The organism is Streptomyces sp. NBC_01304, assembly GCF_035975855.1.
In the GTDB taxonomy this organism is placed as follows: Bacteria; Actinomycetota; Actinomycetes; order Streptomycetales; family Streptomycetaceae; genus Streptomyces.
On the sequence record NZ_CP109055.1, the window covers coordinates 984942 to 1001480 of the forward strand.

Here is a 16539-nt window from a genome sequence, read left to right on the forward strand (position 1 = left end):
CCTGCTACCGGGCCGGGCCCGGCAGCGGCTTCATCCCTCGGAATCCAGCAGGCTGATCCCTGCGGTGCCGTTCAGGACCTGGCGGGCCACGTCGATGAGTTTGACCCCTTGGGTGCGGGCGTGGTTGCGCATGCGCGTGAATGCCTCGTCCACGTTGCTCTGCCGGCGGTGGGCGAGGTATCCCTTGGCCTGTTCGATGATGATCCGCGAGTCCAGTGCCTGCTGCAGCTGTGCGATCACGGTCATCTGCTCGTGCGCCGCGCGTTGTTGGAGGATGCCGATAGTGGCCGTGTCCGCCAGAGCCTGAGCCAGGTGCAGCTGACCGGCGTCGAGCGGACCGGGCTCGCTGCGGAACAGGTTGAGCGCGCCGATCACCTGCTCCTGCCAGCGCAGTGGAGCCGCGACCACGGAGGTGAAGCCCAACTGCAGGGCGTGCGGGGCGAAATGGGGCCAGCGGATGCGGGCATCCTCCGTGTCCAGGCGGACGTCGTCGATGGGCGTGCGGGCATGGAAGCAGTCCCGGCACGGACCCTCGTCCCATTCGGCGCCCGCCAACTCCAGCGCGTAGTTACGTTCGTCGGACGCGGCGGCCTCCACCGCCCGGCCGAGCGGGATGCCGAGCAGCACACCGGCCGCCGCCACATCCAGCAGGTCCACACAGTGTTCGCTGAGTGTGTGGAGGAATCCGATCACGTCGAAGTCGCGCACCAGGGTGTTGGTGAGTTCGACGAAGGCGGACGCAAGCCGCTCCTCACGCGGCGTCTCGGGCATGACGGTCGCACCGCCCCTTCTTCAAGGAAACACTCCGCGGGATGCCGCCAGTCACGAGCTGCGCACGCCAGTCAGACAGCGGGCAGCGGGCAGCGGGCAGCGGGCAGCGGTGTGTAGGTGTGGGTCGTCCGCACGGGGCCGGGTACGTCCGCTGACGAAAGTCCGTTTCCTCCCCGAGCGCATCGTCGCCGAACACCGGCATCACACGGAAGCGCACGTTGGTGGAGGTATCAACGGAGTCCCCCTCAGGCTACCGCTGGTACCTCCCCGGAGCGCCTGTCTCCCGCCGACTTCCGGGCCTCGACGGCCGGACTCGTCGGCGGCCGCGGAATCCGGCATTCATGCGTCAGAAGAAGACCCCGCAGCGCAGCAACACGTTGGCGAAGGGCCGCGCCTCCCCGGTCCGTACGACCAGCCGCGCGCCCGTCGACAGCGCCTTGAGCTCCTCGTGGGTGACGAAGGAGAGCGACGGCACCCGCGCCTGCAGCAGGCTCGCCGCCTCGGCGTTGGCGGCCCGCACCTCGCGCGCCGCGGTCCCCGCCTCCACCACCAGCTCGTCGAGCAGCCCGTCGAGCACCTCGGCGAACGACGGCACCCCGGCCCGGAAGGCGAGGTCCACGATGCGCGGCCCCGCCGGGATCGGCATCCCGGCGTCGCACACCAGGACCCCGTCCCCGTGCCCCAACTCGGCGACGGCGCCCGCCAGATGACGATTGAGAATCCCGGACCTCTTCACAGCGCCGCGACCTCCTCGGCGGTCGGATACGACGCCTGCGCGCCCTCCTTCGTGACGGCGGCGGCACCGACCCGGGCCGCGTACGCCGCGGCGTCGGCGAGCGGGTCACCGGCTCCGAGCCGCCAGGCGAGGGCCGCCGTGAACGCGTCGCCGGCGCCCGTGGTGTCCACGGCGTCGACCTTCACGGACGGCACCCGCGCCGAGCCTGCCGCGTCCGCGACGAGCGCGCCTTGGGAGCCCAGCGTGATGACGACCGAGCGCGGGCCGAGCGCGCGCAGGGCCTGTGCCCAGTCCTCGGGCTCGCCGCCGAAATCCGCACCGAGGATGGCCTTGGCCTCGTGCTCATTGACGATCAGCGGGTCGCAGGCCGCGAGAACCTCGTCCGGCAACGGGGCGGGCGGCGACGGATTGAGCACCAGGCGCGCTCCCGGGGCAAGTACCCGCGCGACCTCCGCGACCGTCTCCAGCGGGATCTCCAACAGCGTGGACACCACCTGGGCCCGCGCGAAGAGCGGGGCCGCAGCCCGCACATCGGCCGGCGTCAGCCGACCGTTGGCCCCCGGGGACACCACGATGCTGTTGTCCCCGGACGGATCCACGGTGATCAGCGCGACCCCGGTGGGCGCCCCGCCGACCAGGACCGCCGAGGTGTCGACACCCGCCGATTCCAGGGACTGCCGGAGCAGCGCCCCGTGTCCGTCGTCGCCGACCCGCGCCAGCAGCGCCGTGCGGGCCCCGAGCCGGGCGGCGGCGACCGCCTGGTTGGCGCCCTTGCCGCCGGGGTGGACCACCAGGTCGGAGCCGAGCACGGTCTCCCCGGCGGCGGGGCGCCGCTCGACGCCCACCACCAGATCGGCGTTGGCCGAACCGACGACCAACAGCTCGTAGTCGTACATCCTGTCGTGCCTCTTTCGCATGTCGTACGTCGCTCGGGGCGGGGTCAGCCGATGAGGGCGCCGCTCACTGGAAGTCGGCCACGTTCTTGGCCGTCACGACCTTCACCGGCACCTTCACGACTGCCGCGATCTTCTTGTCCTGTGCCGCCTTGATCGCGTTCTGCACGGCCATCCTGCCGAGTTCGCGCGGCTGCTGCGCCACCGACGCGTACAGCGTGCCCGCCTCGACCGCCTTGAGTCCGTCCGGCGTGCCGTCGAAGCCGACGACCGCGACCTGCTTGCCGGCCTTGGCGCCCAGCGCCTTGACCGCGCCGAGCGCCATCTCGTCGTTCTCGGCGAAGACGCCGTCGACGTCGGCGTGCGACTGGAGCAGGTTCGTCATGACGTCCAGGCCCTTGGTGCGGTCGAAGTCCGCGGGCTGCTTGGCGACCACCTCGATGCCCGGATACTCCTTGATGCCCTCGGCGAAGCCCTGGCCGCGCTCGCGGCTGGCGGAGGTGCCGGCCTGCCCCTGCAGGATCACGATCTTGCCCTTGCCGCCCAGCTTGTCGGCGAGGGTCTTCGCGGCCTGCCGGCCGCCCGCGACGTTGTCGGAGGCGACGAGGGTGGCCGTCTCGGCCTTGTTGACACCGCGGTCGGCGGCGACGACCGGGATGCCCGCCTTGTTGGCGCCGCGCACGGAGGGGCCCACCGCGTCGGAGTCGACCGGGTTGACGATGACGGCGCTCATGGAGCCGCTGGTGAAGTTCTGCAGCTGGTTGGCTTGTTGGGAGGCGTCGTTCTGCGCGTCGGTGACGGTCAGGTCGATGCCCTGCTTCTTGGCCTCGGCCTGGGCGCCGGCCCGCATCTCGGTGAAGAACGGGTTGTTGAGCGTGGAGACGGCCATGCCCAGCTTGAGGTCCTTGCCGCCGGACGAGGAGGTGCTGTTCCACAGGGCGAGTCCGCCGACCATCGCCGCGGCGACCACGGCGGCGATCACGTACTGCAGTGCCTGTTTGCCACGCGGACCACCGGACGAAGCACCCGCGGCGACCGGCGTGGCACCGGCCTTGCGGCGCACCGTGTCGAGCAGCACCGCCAGGGCGATCACGACACCGATGACGACCTGCTGCCAGAAGGCGGACACGGAAAGGAGGTTGAGGCCGTTGCGGAGCACGGCGAGGATCAGCGCACCGATCAGCGTGCCCGACGCCTTGCCCACACCACCGGCCAGCGAGGCACCGCCGATGACGACGGCGGCGATGGCGTCCAGCTCGTAGCCCTGTGCGGCCTGCGGCTGCGCGGAGGTGAGCCGGGAGGCGAGCACGATGCCCGCGACGGCCGCGAACAGACCCGACAGGCCGTAGATGACGAGCTTCTGCCGCTTCACGCGCAGCCCGGAAAGGCGGGCCGCCTCCTCGTTGCCGCCGATCGCGTACATGGAACGCCCGATGAACGTACGCCCGAGAACGACCGCCGTGATGAGCCCCATCACGACCATGACGATGACCGGCACCGGCAGCCAGCCGCCCAGGGTGTCCCCCAGCTTCGAGACCGACTCGGGGAACGCGATCGGGCTGCCCTGCGAGATGACGAGGGAGAGACCGCGGCCGATCGACAGCATCGCCAAGGTGGCGATGAACGGCGGGAGTTTGCCGTACGAGATCAGCGCGCCGTTGACGAACCCGCAGGCCAGACCGGTGGCGACGGCGAGGAGCACGGCTATCGCGACCGGCACTCCCTCGTTGGTGGCCGCCCATGCGAGGACGGTCGCCGACAGGGCCGCCACCGAGCCGACGGACAGGTCGATGCCCGCCGAGACGATGACGAAGGTGACGCCGAACGCGAGGATCGCGGTGACGGCGGCCTGTACGCCGACGTTCAGCAGGTTCTGGGTGGTCAGGAAGTCGCCGGAGAGCAGCGACATCGCCACGACGAGGGCGACGAGCGCGGTGAGTGCGCCGTTGTCGAGGAGCAGCCGCAGCAGGCCCCCGCCCTTGGTGGTCGTGCTCTTGCCGATCGGTTGCGCGTCAGTGGTCACGGGAGCCCTCCTCCTCATGTGTGGTGTTGGTGACCGCGAGGGCCATCACGGAGTCCTGGGTGGCTTCGTCGGCGGCGAGTTCACCGGCGATCCGGCCCTGCGCCATGACGAGGACCCGGTCGCTCATGCCGAGCACTTCGGGCAGATCGCTGGAGATCATGAGCACGGCGTGCCCGGCCGCGGTGAGCTCGTTGACGAGCTGGTAGATCTCGACCTTCGCGCCGACGTCGATGCCGCGGGTCGGCTCGTCGAGGATGAGCACCTTGATGTCGGCGAGCAGCCACTTGCCGATGACGACCTTCTGCTGGTTGCCGCCGGAGAGCGTGCGCACGTGCTGGCCAAGTCCCGCCATGCGTACGCCCAGTTGCTCGGCGATCCCGGCGGCGGCGGTGTGCTGCCCCTTGCGGTCGACGAACCCGGCGCGGGTCGCGGTCCGCATCGTGACCAGGCCCAGGTTCTCCTCCACCGACTGGTCGAGGACGAGGCCCTGGCCCTTGCGGTCCTCGGGCACCAGGCCGACGCCCGCGGCCATGGCGGCGTTCACGTCGTGGCGCGGCAGCCGGGCCCCGGCGACCTCCACGCTGCCGGCGTCGTAGGGATCGGCGCCGAAGACCGCGCGTACGACCTCGGTACGTCCCGCGCCCACGAGGCCCGCGATGCCCACGACCTCGCCGGAGCGGACCTCAAAGCTCACGTCGTGGAAGACGCCGTCCCGGGTCAGCCCCTCGACCTTCAGCAACGCGCCGCCCGTGTCGGGGCGTTCGCGCGGGTACTGCTGCTCGATGCTGCGCCCCACCATGAGGCGTACGAGCTCGTCCTCGGGCGTCGATGCCGGGACCTGTCCGACACTGCGGCCGTCGCGGATGACGGTCACCCGGTCGCCGAGTGCCGCGATCTCCTCCAGGTGGTGGGTGATGAAGACGATCCCGACGCCGTCCGCGCGCAGCGAGCGCACGATGGCGAAGAGCTTGTCGACCTCCTCTGAGGTGAGGACGGCCGTCGGCTCGTCCATGATCAGCACGCGGGCGCGCAGGCTCAGCGCCTTGGCGATCTCGACCATCTGCAGCCGGGCGATGCCGAGTTCGCGCACGAGCGCGCGGGGCGACACCGCGACGCCCACCCGCGCAAGCAGCTCCTCGGCGTCCACCTCCATCTTCTTGCGGTCGATCATCCCGAAGCGGCGCGGCTGGCGGCCCAGGAAGATGTTCTCGGCGACCGTCAGATCGGGGACCAGGTTGAACTCCTGGTAGATCGTGGCGATCCCGAGCCGCTCGGCGTCCTGCGCACCATGGATGCGGACCTGCTCGCCGTCGACGGTGATGCGGCCCTCGTCGGGCGTGTAGGCGCCGGAGAGCATCTTGATCAGCGTGCTCTTGCCGGCCCCGTTCTCACCGAGCAGGACGTGCACCTCGCCGCGGCGCAGGTCGAAGTCGACACTGTCGAGCGCGACCACGCCCGGGAAGGTCTTGCGTATCCCTTCGATACGCAGCAATTCGTCCGGTTCGCTCTGCCGTTTCATCGGGTGCTCCTCTCCGTCGAGGCGGGCGGTTGTGGGGGCTCGCCGCAGGAACGGCGTACGACGAGGTGGGCGGGCAGGGTCACCGACTGCGGCTCTCTGCCCTCGATGCGGTCGACGAGGGCGCGTACGGCGGCCCGTCCGAGGTCCTTCGTCGGCTGGGCGATCGCGGTGATCGGCGGATCGGTGTGCACGAACCAGGCGATGTCGTCGAACGCCGCGAGCGCGATGTCGTCCGGCACCCGCAGCCCACGCGCGCGGATCGCGTCCAGGGCGCCCAGGGCCATCAAGTTGTCGGCGGCGAACACCACTTGGGGCGGCTCGGGCAGGTCGAGGAAGCCGTCGGTGACCCGGCGCCCGCTGTCGGCCTGGAAGTCGCCCTGGCCGATGTAGGCGTCGGGCAGCTCGATCGCGTACGAGGCGAGCGCCTCCCGGAACGCGGCGACGCGCTCACTGCCGGTCGTGGTGGCGGCGGGACCCGCGATGATCGCGAGCCGGCGGTGCCCGAGCCGGTGCAGATGCGCGACGAGGTCCCGTACGGCCGCCCGCCCGTCGGAGCGCACCACGGGCACGTCGACGCCGGGGATCCACCGGTCCACGAACACCATCGGCGTCCCGGCCCGCACCGCGTCGAGGATCAGCGGGGAGCCGCCGTCGGTGGGCGAGACCAGCAGCCCGTCGATGCGCCGGTCCAGGAGGGTCCGTACGTGGTGGTCCTGGAGCTCCTGCTGTTCGTCGGCGTTCCCGATGATGACGCTGTAGCCGAGGGCGCGGGCCTCCTCCTCGACGGAGCGGGCCAGTTCGGTGAAGTACGGATTGAGTACGTCGCTGATGACCAGGCCGAGCGTGCGGGTCTGGTCGGTGCGCAGGGAGCGGGCCACGGCGTTGGGCCGGTAGCCGAGCGACTCCACGGCGGCCATGACCCGGGCCCGGGCGTCCGGGCTGACGGACGGATGTCCGTTGAGGGCGCGGGAGACCGTGGCGACGGAGACGCCTGCCGCGGCCGCGACGTCCTTGATGCTCGCCATCGCGAGCCACCTCCTTGTGGCTGCGGGGCTCATGTGCAAGGTGCTCGGCGCACATGTGCGTGGAATCGATTACACGAGGGATTGGAATCGATTACATGGGCGCCTGACAACCCCTTACCTGGACCGATCCGGATGTCGTGACCTGATCGTGATGGAGTCGATCACCGCGGGGCGTGGCAGCCAACGGATCGCTCGACCCGGGGAAGCGCAGTGAAATGCGCCTAGAGATGGCACTGTTCGGGCCGATTCTTGGAGATTCGCCCGTGTTTGGCACGTATTCTCGCGCCATGGGCTGGACGAACACGCTGAAGGACACCGCCCGCTCCGGCCTACGAGTGGAGCGCACCAGGCTCGAACCGCTGGTCACGCTGCGCGCGACGGCCGGGCTCGCACTGTCGGGGTGTGTCGCCCTGTGGCTGTTCGGCGGGACCGCGGCGGCGGGTGCCGCCTACGGCGCGCTGCTCGGCGGGATCGCGGTGTTCCAGCGCAGCTGGCGGCCGGACCCGGTGCTCCCGGTGGTCTCCGCGCTGACCCTCGGCGTGACGAGCTTCCTGAGCTATCTCACCGGCGGCCACCTGCCGCTGTTCCTCGCCGTGGTGGCCCTGTGGACGTTCCTGGGCGGCATGGCCTGGTCGCTGGGTGCCAACGCGGGCAGCCTCGGTACGACCAACGCCGCGGTGATGCTGGTGACCGTCACGCTGCCGGCCACCGTCACACAGTCGCTGGGGCAGGCCGCGCTGATGACCGCAGGCGGTCTGGTGCAGGCGGCCCTGGTGGTGCTCTTCCCGATCCGGCGCTGGGGGCGCCACCGCGACGCGCTCGCCGACGCCCTGGCCGCCGAGGCCGACTACGCCCGCCGGCTGCGGGTCGACCCGGCGGCACCGTTCACCCCGGGCCCGTTCGCCCAGGCCCGCGACGCGGCCTCGCTCAGCGCCCGCCAGGTGCGCCGCCGCCCGGCCGAACTGCACGGCGCCCGGGGCCTGGCCGAGCTGCTGCGGCCGGTGCTCGGCTCGCTCGCCGACCCGTCGGTCACCGGACCCGAACAGACCTTGGAGCGCGAGCGGGTCGACGAACTGCTCGACGCGGCAGCCGACATCCTGGACGCCGCGGCCGAGGCGATCCGCCAGGGCCGCCCCGTCCGACTGCCCCCGCAGGCCCTCGCCGCCATCCGGATTCCCGAGAGCGGGCACGTCCTCACCGGCACGGCCGAGCACGCGGCCACCCGCCTGCGCGCCCTGCTGCACGACGTCGTCGACACCGCCCGCGGCGACCACACCCAGGGCGGCGGGCCCCGACCGGCGGACGTCGGCAACGCGCTCGTACGCCCTTCCCTGCTCGACCAGGCCAAGCGCGCCGTCCGCACGGTACGCGGCCAACTGCACCGCGACTCCCCGGTGTTGCGGCACGCGCTGCGGGCCACGGTCGTCGTCGTGGTGGGCGACCTCATCGGCCGCGCCCTGCCCTTCGGGCACAGCTACTGGGTCCCCCTGGTCGCCCTCCTGATCATGCGCCCCGGGTTCTCCCAGACCTACAGCCGGGCCTCGGCCCGCCTCGGCGGCACCCTCGTCGGCCTGATCGTCGCGGGCACGATCGTCCAACTCGCCCACCCCGGGCCCCTCGTGGCCGGAATCATGTCAGTGATCTGTGGCGGACTGATCCTGCTGTTCATGTACACGGGGTACGCGCCCGTGCAGGCCGCGGCGTCCGGGTACACCGTCTTCACGCTCGGCATGGCCGGCGTGGGCCTCGACCAGTCGGTGCCCGCCCGCCTCGTCCTGACCCTGATCGGCGGCTGCCTGGCGATGCTGGCGTACGCGATCTACCCGTCCTGGGAGACGCCTCGCCTGCGTACCCGCCTCGCCGACTGGATCAAGGCCGACCTCGCCTACGCGGCCGCCGTCGTGCGCCACCACGCCGAACCCACCGAGCGCACCGCCCGCCAGACGCGCGAAGCCCTCCTCACCGCCCGTACCGTCCTGCTCGACTGGCGCAGCGCCGTGGCCCTCGCCGAGCAGGAACCCGTACGCCACCGCGGTATCGCCCACGCCACGGTCGAAGGAGCCGAGCACGCCCTCGCCGAGTTCGCCCGGATCACCATGCTCCTGGAAGCACACCTCCCGGACCCCGGCAGCACCCCGCTGCCGGCCGCGGCTCCCTTGGCCGACGCCCTGCAGCAGTCGGCACAGGACGCGGCCCGTGCGGTACGCGACCACCGCATCCCCACCTGGGAACCGGTCCGCGCATCCCTCGCTTCCTGGAACGGCGCCACCCCCTCGGACGAGTTGGTGCACCGCGCCGGCGACCTCCTCCTCACCAGCCTGGACGAGCTCTCCACCGCGCTGGAGTACGCCGCACCACCCATGACCGGCACCAGCCACGCATCCCGTCGCGAGGGCGGGCGCTGACAGGCCTCATCGGGTCTTTCGGCCGGCCGGTTCCTCAACTGCGGCCGGGGCGGCGTCGGTTGTCCCCCGGCCGTCCACCCTGCGCAGATTGCGGATCGCCGGCACGGACAGCAGCGCCACCGCCACCCCCATCGCCATCACCGCGTTGAACCCGAGCACTTCGCGCGCCCCGAAGAGCTCCGACGCGGGCCCGGCGAGGGCCTGGCCCACCGGCAGCATCGCCACCGACCCGGCCACGTCATAGGCATGCACCCGGCTGCGTACGTCGGTCGGCACCTGGGTCAGGATGCTGGTCGTCCACATCACGCCCCAAAAGGCGTTGGCCGCACCGGCGGCCGCGAGCCCCGCGGCGATCAGCGGCACCGGCAGATCGAGCGCCACCGACGCCGGCTGCAGCCAGTACAAGAGCAGCGCGACGGAACCGGCCCGCAGGGGCCGCACCGGCCGCACCCGCATGGCGAGGAGCGCGCCCACCACCATGCCGGCGCCCATGGCCGAGTTGACCAGACCGAGCGTGCGGGGACCGTGCTCGGAGACGACCTCGGTCGCGATCAGCGGGATCATCGGCCCCCAGGACGCGATCATGAGGACCATCCAGATCACGATGACGCCCCAGAGCCAGGTGCGGGAGCGGAACTCCTGCCAGCCCTGCACCAGATCGGACCGGAAGGAGTTCCCCTTCGCCGCCGTGGAACGGTCCGCAGGCGGCAGCCGCAGCAGCGCCAGACAGACGGCGCTCACGAGATACGTGCAGGCGTACACGACGAAGACCCCACCCGGCTCGGTGAGTCCCACCAGCGCACCGGCCACCGCGGGACCCGCCATGGTCATCAGGGACTCGATGGTGCGGATGGCACCGTTGGCGCCCTGTACGTCCACGGCGATCCGCGGGATGAGGGTGGGCAGGCCGGGCTGGAAGAGCGCGGCGCAGACGCCGTTGACGGCGGACAGCAGACAGATCTGCCAGACGACGATGTGGTGGGTGAAGAAAAGCCCGGCCATGACGGCCTGCACGGCGACGCGTACCAGGTCCGCCCCGATCATCAACAGCCGGTTGTTCACCCGGTCGGCGATCACGCCGCCGAAGACGACGAACCCGGCGAAGCAGGCCGTCATGCTGGCCAGTACGGCCCCCACCACCCCGGCCCCGTATCCGCTCAGCACCAGCCCGGCGGCCAGCGCCACCGGCGCCATCGTGTCGCCGAGCCGGGCGATGCCACGGGCGGCGAAGAAGAACGAGAAGTTGCGGGACCACAGGCCCCCTGGCGCGATGGATATGTCCCCGGGAGCACTAGTCATGGTGGACACAGTTTCGCGTCCCTCAAATGCTCCGGACAACCAACTTTCGTCAGTACCCGCAGCACTCTCACGCATCACACTTCCGGGGCACCCTGGTCCGGGCGGTCCCGCCACATGAGGGTTCGACGCGTACCGGGCTCGCGGCCCGCTGCCGCGGGGCTCAACTCCCCCACGGCAGCGGGCCGTTCATCGAACCGGCTCCGTGCGACTCAGCGGCTCACCTTCGCCAGCAGAGTCCGGGCTGCCGCCCGGTCCCCCGCCTGCAGCGCCTGCTCGGCGTCCGCGATCAGGCGGGCCCAGTTCGCCGGGGCCTTCCCAGCGACCACCGCGGCCTGCGCCCGGTCCAGGGCCACCGCCTCCGCGTTGCCGCCTGCGGCCCGGGTGCGCAGCCCCCAGCCGTAGGGGTAGGCGGGCCGGTACTCCTTGTCCCCGACGTTGATCGGCACCTGCGCGGCAGTGGCCGGCCAGGTCACCGGGAGCCGGCCGGTGAACGCCTTCTTGCCGAAGAGGACGTCCGCGACGCCCGCGCCTTCGGTGCCGGGCAGCCAGGAGGCGACCAGCGCGTCGATCCGGCCGTCGGGGTCGGCGACGATCTGCGGGCGTCCGGAGACCACCAGGACGACGCAAGTGGCCACCTCGGCGCAGACCTTGTCGACCACGGCCTGGTCGGCGGCCTGCAGCGTGAGGGACTTCTCCTCCTGCTGCGAGGTGCCGCACCAGCCGCACTCGGGACCGCCGACGTCCCCGTACCCCTCCGCGTACGGGGTCTCACCGACGACGACCACGGCGGTGTCCGCGTCACCGACGGGGGCGGAGGCATCCGCGCTGTACGTCACGTCGGCCTGTGGGGCGACCTCGCGGATGCCGTCCAGGATCGTGGTGCCGGGGACGGTGTCGCCCGATGCGCCCTGCCAGCTGATGGTCCAGCCGCCGGCCTGGTTGCCGATGTCGTCGGCGTTGCGTCCGGCCACGTAGATGCCGTCCTTCTTGCCGAGCGGCAGCGCGCGGCCCGAATTCTTCAGCAACACCTGGGACTTGGCGACGGCCGTGCGGGCCAGCGCGCGGTGGGCGCGGCTGCCGACCTGGTCGAGGTCGTCGGTGGAGGCGTACGGGTCCTCGAAGAGACCGAGCTCGAACTTCTTGGCGAGGATGCGGCCCACCGCGTCATCGACGCGCGCCTGCGACACGCGTCCCGCCTTGACCTCGGCGAGCAGCAACTCCTGGAACTGGGCTGAGGTGTTGGGCTCCATGAACATGTCGATGCCCGCGTTCACGGATGTGCGGACCTTGTACGCGGTGAGGCCGGCGTTGGCCGGGTCGTCCGGGTCGGGTATCTGGTGGATGCCCTCCCAGTCGGAGATCACGAACCCGTCGAAGTCGAACTTGCCCTTCAGCGTGCCGGTCAGGAGGTCCCGGTTGGCGTGCATCTTCGTGGGGTTGCCGACGCCGTCCTCGGTCCAGTCGACGCTGGAGAACGACGGCATGACACTGCCGACGTCGTGCTGCTTGAGGGCGGGCAGGTAGGGCGCGAGTTGCAGGCGGGCGAAGTCGGACTTGCTGGTGACCGTGATGCCCTGGTCGATGGTGTACTTCTGCTCGTACCAGGGCTTGCCCTTGTTCGCCTCGGCGGTGGCGGTGTCGTACCGGGTGCCGCCGTCACCTGCGAAGTGCTTGGCGGTGGCGAGGACTTCGTCGTCGTCATAGCCCTTGCGGCCGCCGTCGCCCTGCAGTCCGGCGATCGCCGTGGACATGCGGGCGACCAGCGCCGGGTCCTCGCTGAAGCTCTCGTAGCTGCGGCCCCAGCGCTCGTCGCGGGACACGCACAGGCAGGGCGCGAAGTTCCAGGGGATGCCGGTGGCACGGACCTCCTCGGCGGTGGCCCGGCCGAGCTGTTCGGTCAGCTTCGGGTCGCGGGCGGCGCCGAGGCCGACGTTGTGCGGGAAGAGGGTGGCGCCGTACACGTTGCCGTGGCCGTGCACGGCGTCGATGCCGTACAGGAGCGGGATCTTCAGGCGGGTCTGCAGCGCCTGCTCCTGGAAGGAGTTGACCATCTCCACCCAGGCGGCGGGGGTGTTCTGCGCGGGCGTCGAGCCACCGCCGGACAGGAGCGAGCCGAGGAGCTGCGTCTTGACCTTCGTCGGGTCGTCGGCGACCGCGGCCCGCTCGGCCTGGGTCATCTGCCCGATCTTCTCCTCGAGCGTCATCCGCCCGAGCAGGTCGGCGACCCTGCGCTCGGTCGACCGGCCGGCGTCGAGGTAGTCGGGCTTCGCCGGCGCGGCAGCGGGCGCCGCCCAGGCGGGCACCAGCTGCCCAAGGAGGGCGGCGGCAACTCCGCCTGCCAGAAGCACCGTTCTCTGTCTGACTCGCAGGGCTCTGCCATGCCTCATGGGCGGCTCCTCGCCGTGAAGTCGTACGCGGCACGAAGTGAAGGGAGGCCGTGCGCAAAACACGCACTCCCGTTCAACTCGCTTATCTCAAGCCGTGATTGAACTGTCCGGGCATGCTCCCGTCAAGGAGTTGCGTTGAACCTTCGAACGCACCGGGCGCTGCCGTGCACGGTCACCGACAGGCCTCATACGTGGCCGCGGCAAGGCCCGACTCGACGCAGGCTCACGCGCCGCGCGGGTGGTGCGGCACAATCCCGTGCCATGGATCCGGCCCTGCTCGCCACCTTGATCGCCGCCGTCGTCACGGCCGGCGGATGGCTCGCCAACCACGCGCTCGCCACGCGGGCCGACCGCAGGCGCAAGGAGCACGAGGCGCGACTGGCCCATGTGGAGAAGCAGTTGGAGCAGCTGTACGGGCCGTTGGTGTTCCTGGTCCAGGAGGGGCGCTCGGCCTTCCACGACTTCTGCGACACGCTGGGCCGAAGTGTCGTCTTCGAGGGCGACGACTCACTCACCCCGGAGCAGCTGGAGCTGTGGCTCTTCTGGGTGGATCACGAATTCCTGCCGCACAACAAGGCGGTCCAGGACCTACTGTCCGCCAAGGCACATCTGATCGTCGGCGCCCGCATTCCCGACTCCTTCATGGCGTTCATCGACTACCACAACTCCTGGCGCGTCACCCATCTGCGCTGGAAGGAACAAGGCGTCGCCTACTCCTGGCACGCCAAGGCCAACTATCCGAGGCAGTTCGAGCAGGACGTGATCGAATCCTTTGAACGACTCAAGAACCTCCAGGTCCAACTGGCCGGACTCGTCCGGGGCATCGAGGCATGACGCGCACCTCCTTCCGGGACGACCGACCTGCTCTCCGACCTGCCTTGGCCGGGCGCAGCAAGCCGTCGCCGCCGCGCTGTGGCACTACACGGACGCACCGGTGGCCAGGCCGTTGCGCGTCCGCGGATGCCTCCCTGATCCGGACCGGGCCGCGGTGACCGTCGCCCTGTGGACCGGCCCCGCCGCGCGGGAGAAGAGCAACCTCTTCCTCTACGTTCCTCTCGTGTCCGGCGGCCTGCCCGTTCCGGCGACGCGGATCGTGGGGGGCCTGATGCGGCTGGGCCGGGGAACGCACCTGTTCGGCTTCACGGGCCGCCGCATCGACGGCAAGCCCGTCATGAACGGCAGCGGGCTGGTCGAAGGGCGGCCGACGCCGTGTCTGTGCGGGGGAACCGGCGAGCAACAGGGGCCACGAGGCTTCTACTTCGAGCGGCCCGGCGAGTTGAAGCGGTACTGACCGGCGAGGCCAGACGGTACCGAGCGGCCGGCCGGAGCGGCACTGAGTGCTCGCCGGAGCGCAGACGTCGGCCGCCACGCTCTCACCCCGCCTCGCGGAGGTACGCCTCCAACTCGGCGGCGCCGGCCAGCATCGCCCGTCCGCGCGCGGACAGCCGGTCGTGCCAGTCGTTCAGGGCGGCCTCCAGGGGTTCGAGGCCGCCGGCCGCCCGCACCTGGGCGATCAGCGGGGCGATCTGCTCCAACAGGTAGCCGCCGCGCCTGAGTTGGTGCGCAAGGCGGGCGTCGCGCACGTCCGCCGCGTCGTACACGCGGTACCCGGTCCGCGGGTCGCGGCGCGGGCGCACCAGACCGGCGCGCTCCCATTTGCGCAGCGTCGCGGGACGGATGCCGAGTCTCCCCGCAAGAGGTCCGATGAAGGTGCCGTCGGGCCCGGATCCGGCGTCGGACGCGGTCACCGGGGTGGGATCCAGGTCCCGCAGGGCGCTCTCCACGGCCCGCAGGGTTCGCCGGTCGTCGAGGAGCTGGAGATGGCTCTCGTCGACGAGGCGGAGCGCGTCGTCGATCTCGCCCTGGTTCACGGCTCGCATGATCGACGTCGCCGTTTGATGGCCGTGCCCGGGTACCAGGGCGAGGAACGCGCGCAGGGCCTGCGCGTGCACCGGGGTGTAGGTGCGGTAGCCGTGCGGGGTGCGGCCGGCGGCGGGGAGGATGCCGGCTTCTTCGTAGTTCCTGACCGCCTGCGTGGAAAGGCCGTGCCCGCGCGCGAGGTCCACCGGCCGCAGCCGCTCCCTGCTTTTAAGGTTTTGTCCCATAGTCCTGCCCAGATCGCAGCAAAGTTTCAACTGTAGGTTCAACGATAGCGTTTAAGGCATGGCTACTGGCATCCAGCAAACCACCCACTCCGTCGAGGCCGCCACCGTCCTGAAGCTGCTCCCGGCCCGCCCGCGGCTGCTCGCCCTGGGCGAGCCCACCCACGGCGAGGACACGCTGCTCGAGGTGCGCAACGACCTCTTCTTCCCGCTCATCGAGCAGGAGGGCTACCGGACCGTCGCGATCGAGAGCGACTGCATCAAGGGCCTCGTCGTGGACGCGTACGTCACCTCGGGCACCGGCAGCCTCGACGAGGTCATGGAGCGCGGTTTCAGCCACGGATTCGGCGCCTCGGCGGCCAACCGCGAACTCGTGCGCCGGCTCAGGGCGTTCAACGACGGCCGACCCGCCTCCGACCAGGTGCGCTTCGCCGGGTTCGACGGGCCGCTGGAGATCACCGGCGCGGAGAGCCCCCGGCAGTCCCTCACCGCGCTCCACGGCTACCTCGCGGCCCACGTGGACGCCGGCCTGCTGCCCTGCGGCGCATACACGCTCGACCAGCTGCTCGGCACCGACGACCGATGGACGGAGCCCGCCGCGATGATGGATCCTTCACGGTCCGCCGGGCAGTCGGCCGAGGCCGAGGTGCTGCGGCTGCTCTCCGACGATCTGGTGGCATTGCTCGATGCGCAGGCACCGCACCTGATCGAGGCGACCTCGCGAGAGGACCTGGACCGGGCGCGCCTGTACGGACGTACCGCCACCGGCCTGCTGCGCTACCACTTCTGGATGGCCGACGCCTCGCCGAGCCGCATGGCACGTCTGATCGGCCTGCGGGACCTGATGATGGCCGACAACCTCCTCGCTCTCGCCGACCGCGGCCCGGTACTGGTCCACGCCCACAACAGCCATCTCCAGCGGGACAAGAGCACGATGCGCATGTGGGACCAGCCGCTGCTCGAGTGGTGGAGCGCCGGCGCGCTCGTCGCCGCCCGGCTGGGCGACGGGTACGGCTTCCTGGCCACGGCTCTCGGCACGATCCGGCACCAGGGCGTGGACACCCCTCCGGCGGACACCCTCGAGGGACTTCTGTACGCGCTCCCGCAGGACCGCTGCATCGTCGACGCCCGCCAACTGTCCACCGCCTTGGGCGAGATGCCGTCCGCCCCGCGCGTCTCCCCCTGGTTCGGATACTCCTCGCTGGACCCGGCACAGGTGGCGGCGTACGACGGGATCGTGTTCGTCAAGGACGTTCCGCAGAGCTAGGACGTCTCGCTCGGCCCCGCCCTCGAATCCGAAGGGGCGGGGGCAGTTGGGCCGGGCATTGGTCTAGGCCAGGACGCCCCCGTCCCAGTATCCTCATCCGTGGCCAGCGGCA

At 71.1% G+C, this 16539-nt stretch carries 13 protein-coding genes; 4 read left to right on the forward strand and 9 right to left on the reverse strand.

All coding sequences use genetic code 11. The annotated features are described in order from the left end of the window. Window positions 1-30 precede the first annotated feature (30 nt). From OG430_RS04315 to OG430_RS04340, 6 genes are all read right to left on the reverse strand, one after another. Window positions 31-771 carry a GAF and ANTAR domain-containing protein gene (locus OG430_RS04315; RefSeq protein WP_327351046.1) on the reverse strand — a complete coding sequence of 247 codons (741 nt, stop codon included), beginning with the start codon at window positions 769-771 and terminating at the stop codon, window positions 31-33. 346 nt (window positions 772-1117) lie between these two features. Beyond that, window positions 1118-1507, reverse strand: coding sequence for a D-ribose pyranase (rbsD, locus tag OG430_RS04320; protein ID WP_327351047.1), 390 nt, complete (start codon window positions 1505-1507; stop codon window positions 1118-1120). Next, window positions 1504-2403, reverse strand: coding sequence for a ribokinase (locus tag OG430_RS04325; RefSeq protein WP_327351048.1), 900 nt, complete (start codon window positions 2401-2403; stop codon window positions 1504-1506). Before OG430_RS04325 ends, rbsD begins: the two co-directional genes overlap by 4 nt. 64 nt (window positions 2404-2467) lie before the next feature. Further along, window positions 2468-4441, reverse strand: coding sequence for an ABC transporter permease/substrate-binding protein (locus OG430_RS04330; RefSeq protein WP_442816436.1), 1974 nt, complete (start codon window positions 4439-4441; stop codon window positions 2468-2470). After that, window positions 4413-5942 carry a sugar ABC transporter ATP-binding protein gene (locus OG430_RS04335; protein WP_327351050.1) on the reverse strand — a complete coding sequence of 510 codons (1530 nt, stop codon included), beginning with the start codon at window positions 5940-5942 and terminating at the stop codon, window positions 4413-4415. Before OG430_RS04335 ends, OG430_RS04330 begins: the two co-directional genes overlap by 29 nt. Continuing rightward, complete coding sequence (locus OG430_RS04340) at window positions 5939-6967, reverse strand: LacI family DNA-binding transcriptional regulator (RefSeq protein WP_327351051.1); 1029 nt, start codon at window positions 6965-6967, stop codon at window positions 5939-5941. Before OG430_RS04340 ends, OG430_RS04335 begins: the two co-directional genes overlap by 4 nt. Before the next feature lie 287 nt (window positions 6968-7254). Between OG430_RS04340 and OG430_RS04345 the strand changes: the two genes are divergently transcribed. Next, complete coding sequence (locus tag OG430_RS04345) at window positions 7255-9372, forward strand: FUSC family protein (protein ID WP_327351052.1); 2118 nt, start codon at window positions 7255-7257, stop codon at window positions 9370-9372. Between the two features lie 6 nt (window positions 9373-9378). Here the strand turns inward: OG430_RS04345 and OG430_RS04350 are convergent, their stop codons facing one another. Continuing rightward, complete coding sequence (locus tag OG430_RS04350; protein WP_327351053.1) at window positions 9379-10671, reverse strand: MFS transporter; 1293 nt, start codon at window positions 10669-10671, stop codon at window positions 9379-9381. A gap of 209 nt (window positions 10672-10880) precedes the next feature. After that, entirely contained in the window at window positions 10881-13058 is a 2178-nt protein-coding gene (locus OG430_RS04355) for a glycoside hydrolase family 3 protein (protein WP_442816437.1), read from the reverse strand. Window positions 13059-13319: 261 nt separating this feature from the next. On the opposite strand from OG430_RS04355, the gene OG430_RS04360 reads away from it, so the two are divergent. Both OG430_RS04360 and OG430_RS04365 read left to right on the forward strand, forming a co-directional pair. Further along, complete coding sequence (locus tag OG430_RS04360) at window positions 13320-13892, forward strand: hypothetical protein (protein ID WP_327351055.1); 573 nt, start codon at window positions 13320-13322, stop codon at window positions 13890-13892. 100 nt (window positions 13893-13992) lie between these two features. Next, entirely contained in the window at window positions 13993-14349 is a 357-nt protein-coding gene (locus OG430_RS04365; protein WP_327351056.1) for a hypothetical protein, read from the forward strand. A gap of 82 nt (window positions 14350-14431) precedes the next feature. On the opposite strand, the gene OG430_RS04370 is transcribed toward OG430_RS04365, so the two are convergent. Beyond that, entirely contained in the window at window positions 14432-15163 is a 732-nt protein-coding gene (locus tag OG430_RS04370; RefSeq protein WP_327351057.1) for a TioE family transcriptional regulator, read from the reverse strand. A 58-nt stretch (window positions 15164-15221) separates the two neighbouring features. On the opposite strand from OG430_RS04370, the gene OG430_RS04375 reads away from it, so the two are divergent. Beyond that, window positions 15222-16427 (forward strand): erythromycin esterase family protein, encoded by a 1206-nt coding sequence (locus OG430_RS04375; RefSeq protein ID WP_327351058.1) that lies wholly within the window; start codon window positions 15222-15224, stop codon window positions 16425-16427. Window positions 16428-16539 lie beyond the last annotated feature (112 nt).

Bases quoted from the DNA above. Each gene is read 5' to 3' on its own strand.
- OG430_RS04330 (WP_442816436.1), bottom strand. From the start codon at position 4,441: ATGAGGAGGAGGGCTCCCGTGACCACTGACGCGCAACCGATCGGCAAG.
- OG430_RS04375 (WP_327351058.1), top strand. From the start codon at position 15,222: ATGGCTACTGGCATCCAGCAAACCACCCACTCCGTCGAGGCCGCCACC.
- OG430_RS04355 (WP_442816437.1), bottom strand. From the start codon at position 13,058: ATGAGGCATGGCAGAGCCCTGCGAGTCAGACAGAGAACGGTGCTTCTG.
- OG430_RS04315 (WP_327351046.1), bottom strand. From the start codon at position 771: ATGCCCGAGACGCCGCGTGAGGAGCGGCTTGCGTCCGCCTTCGTCGAA.
- OG430_RS04370 (WP_327351057.1), bottom strand. From the start codon at position 15,163: ATGGGACAAAACCTTAAAAGCAGGGAGCGGCTGCGGCCGGTGGACCTC.
- OG430_RS04345 (WP_327351052.1), top strand. From the start codon at position 7,255: ATGGGCTGGACGAACACGCTGAAGGACACCGCCCGCTCCGGCCTACGA.
- OG430_RS04340 (WP_327351051.1), bottom strand. From the start codon at position 6,967: ATGGCGAGCATCAAGGACGTCGCGGCCGCGGCAGGCGTCTCCGTCGCC.
- OG430_RS04350 (WP_327351053.1), bottom strand. From the start codon at position 10,671: ATGACTAGTGCTCCCGGGGACATATCCATCGCGCCAGGGGGCCTGTGG.
- OG430_RS04325 (WP_327351048.1), bottom strand. From the start codon at position 2,403: ATGTACGACTACGAGCTGTTGGTCGTCGGTTCGGCCAACGCCGATCTG.
- OG430_RS04335 (WP_327351050.1), bottom strand. From the start codon at position 5,942: ATGAAACGGCAGAGCGAACCGGACGAATTGCTGCGTATCGAAGGGATA.
- OG430_RS04360 (WP_327351055.1), top strand. From the start codon at position 13,320: ATGGATCCGGCCCTGCTCGCCACCTTGATCGCCGCCGTCGTCACGGCC.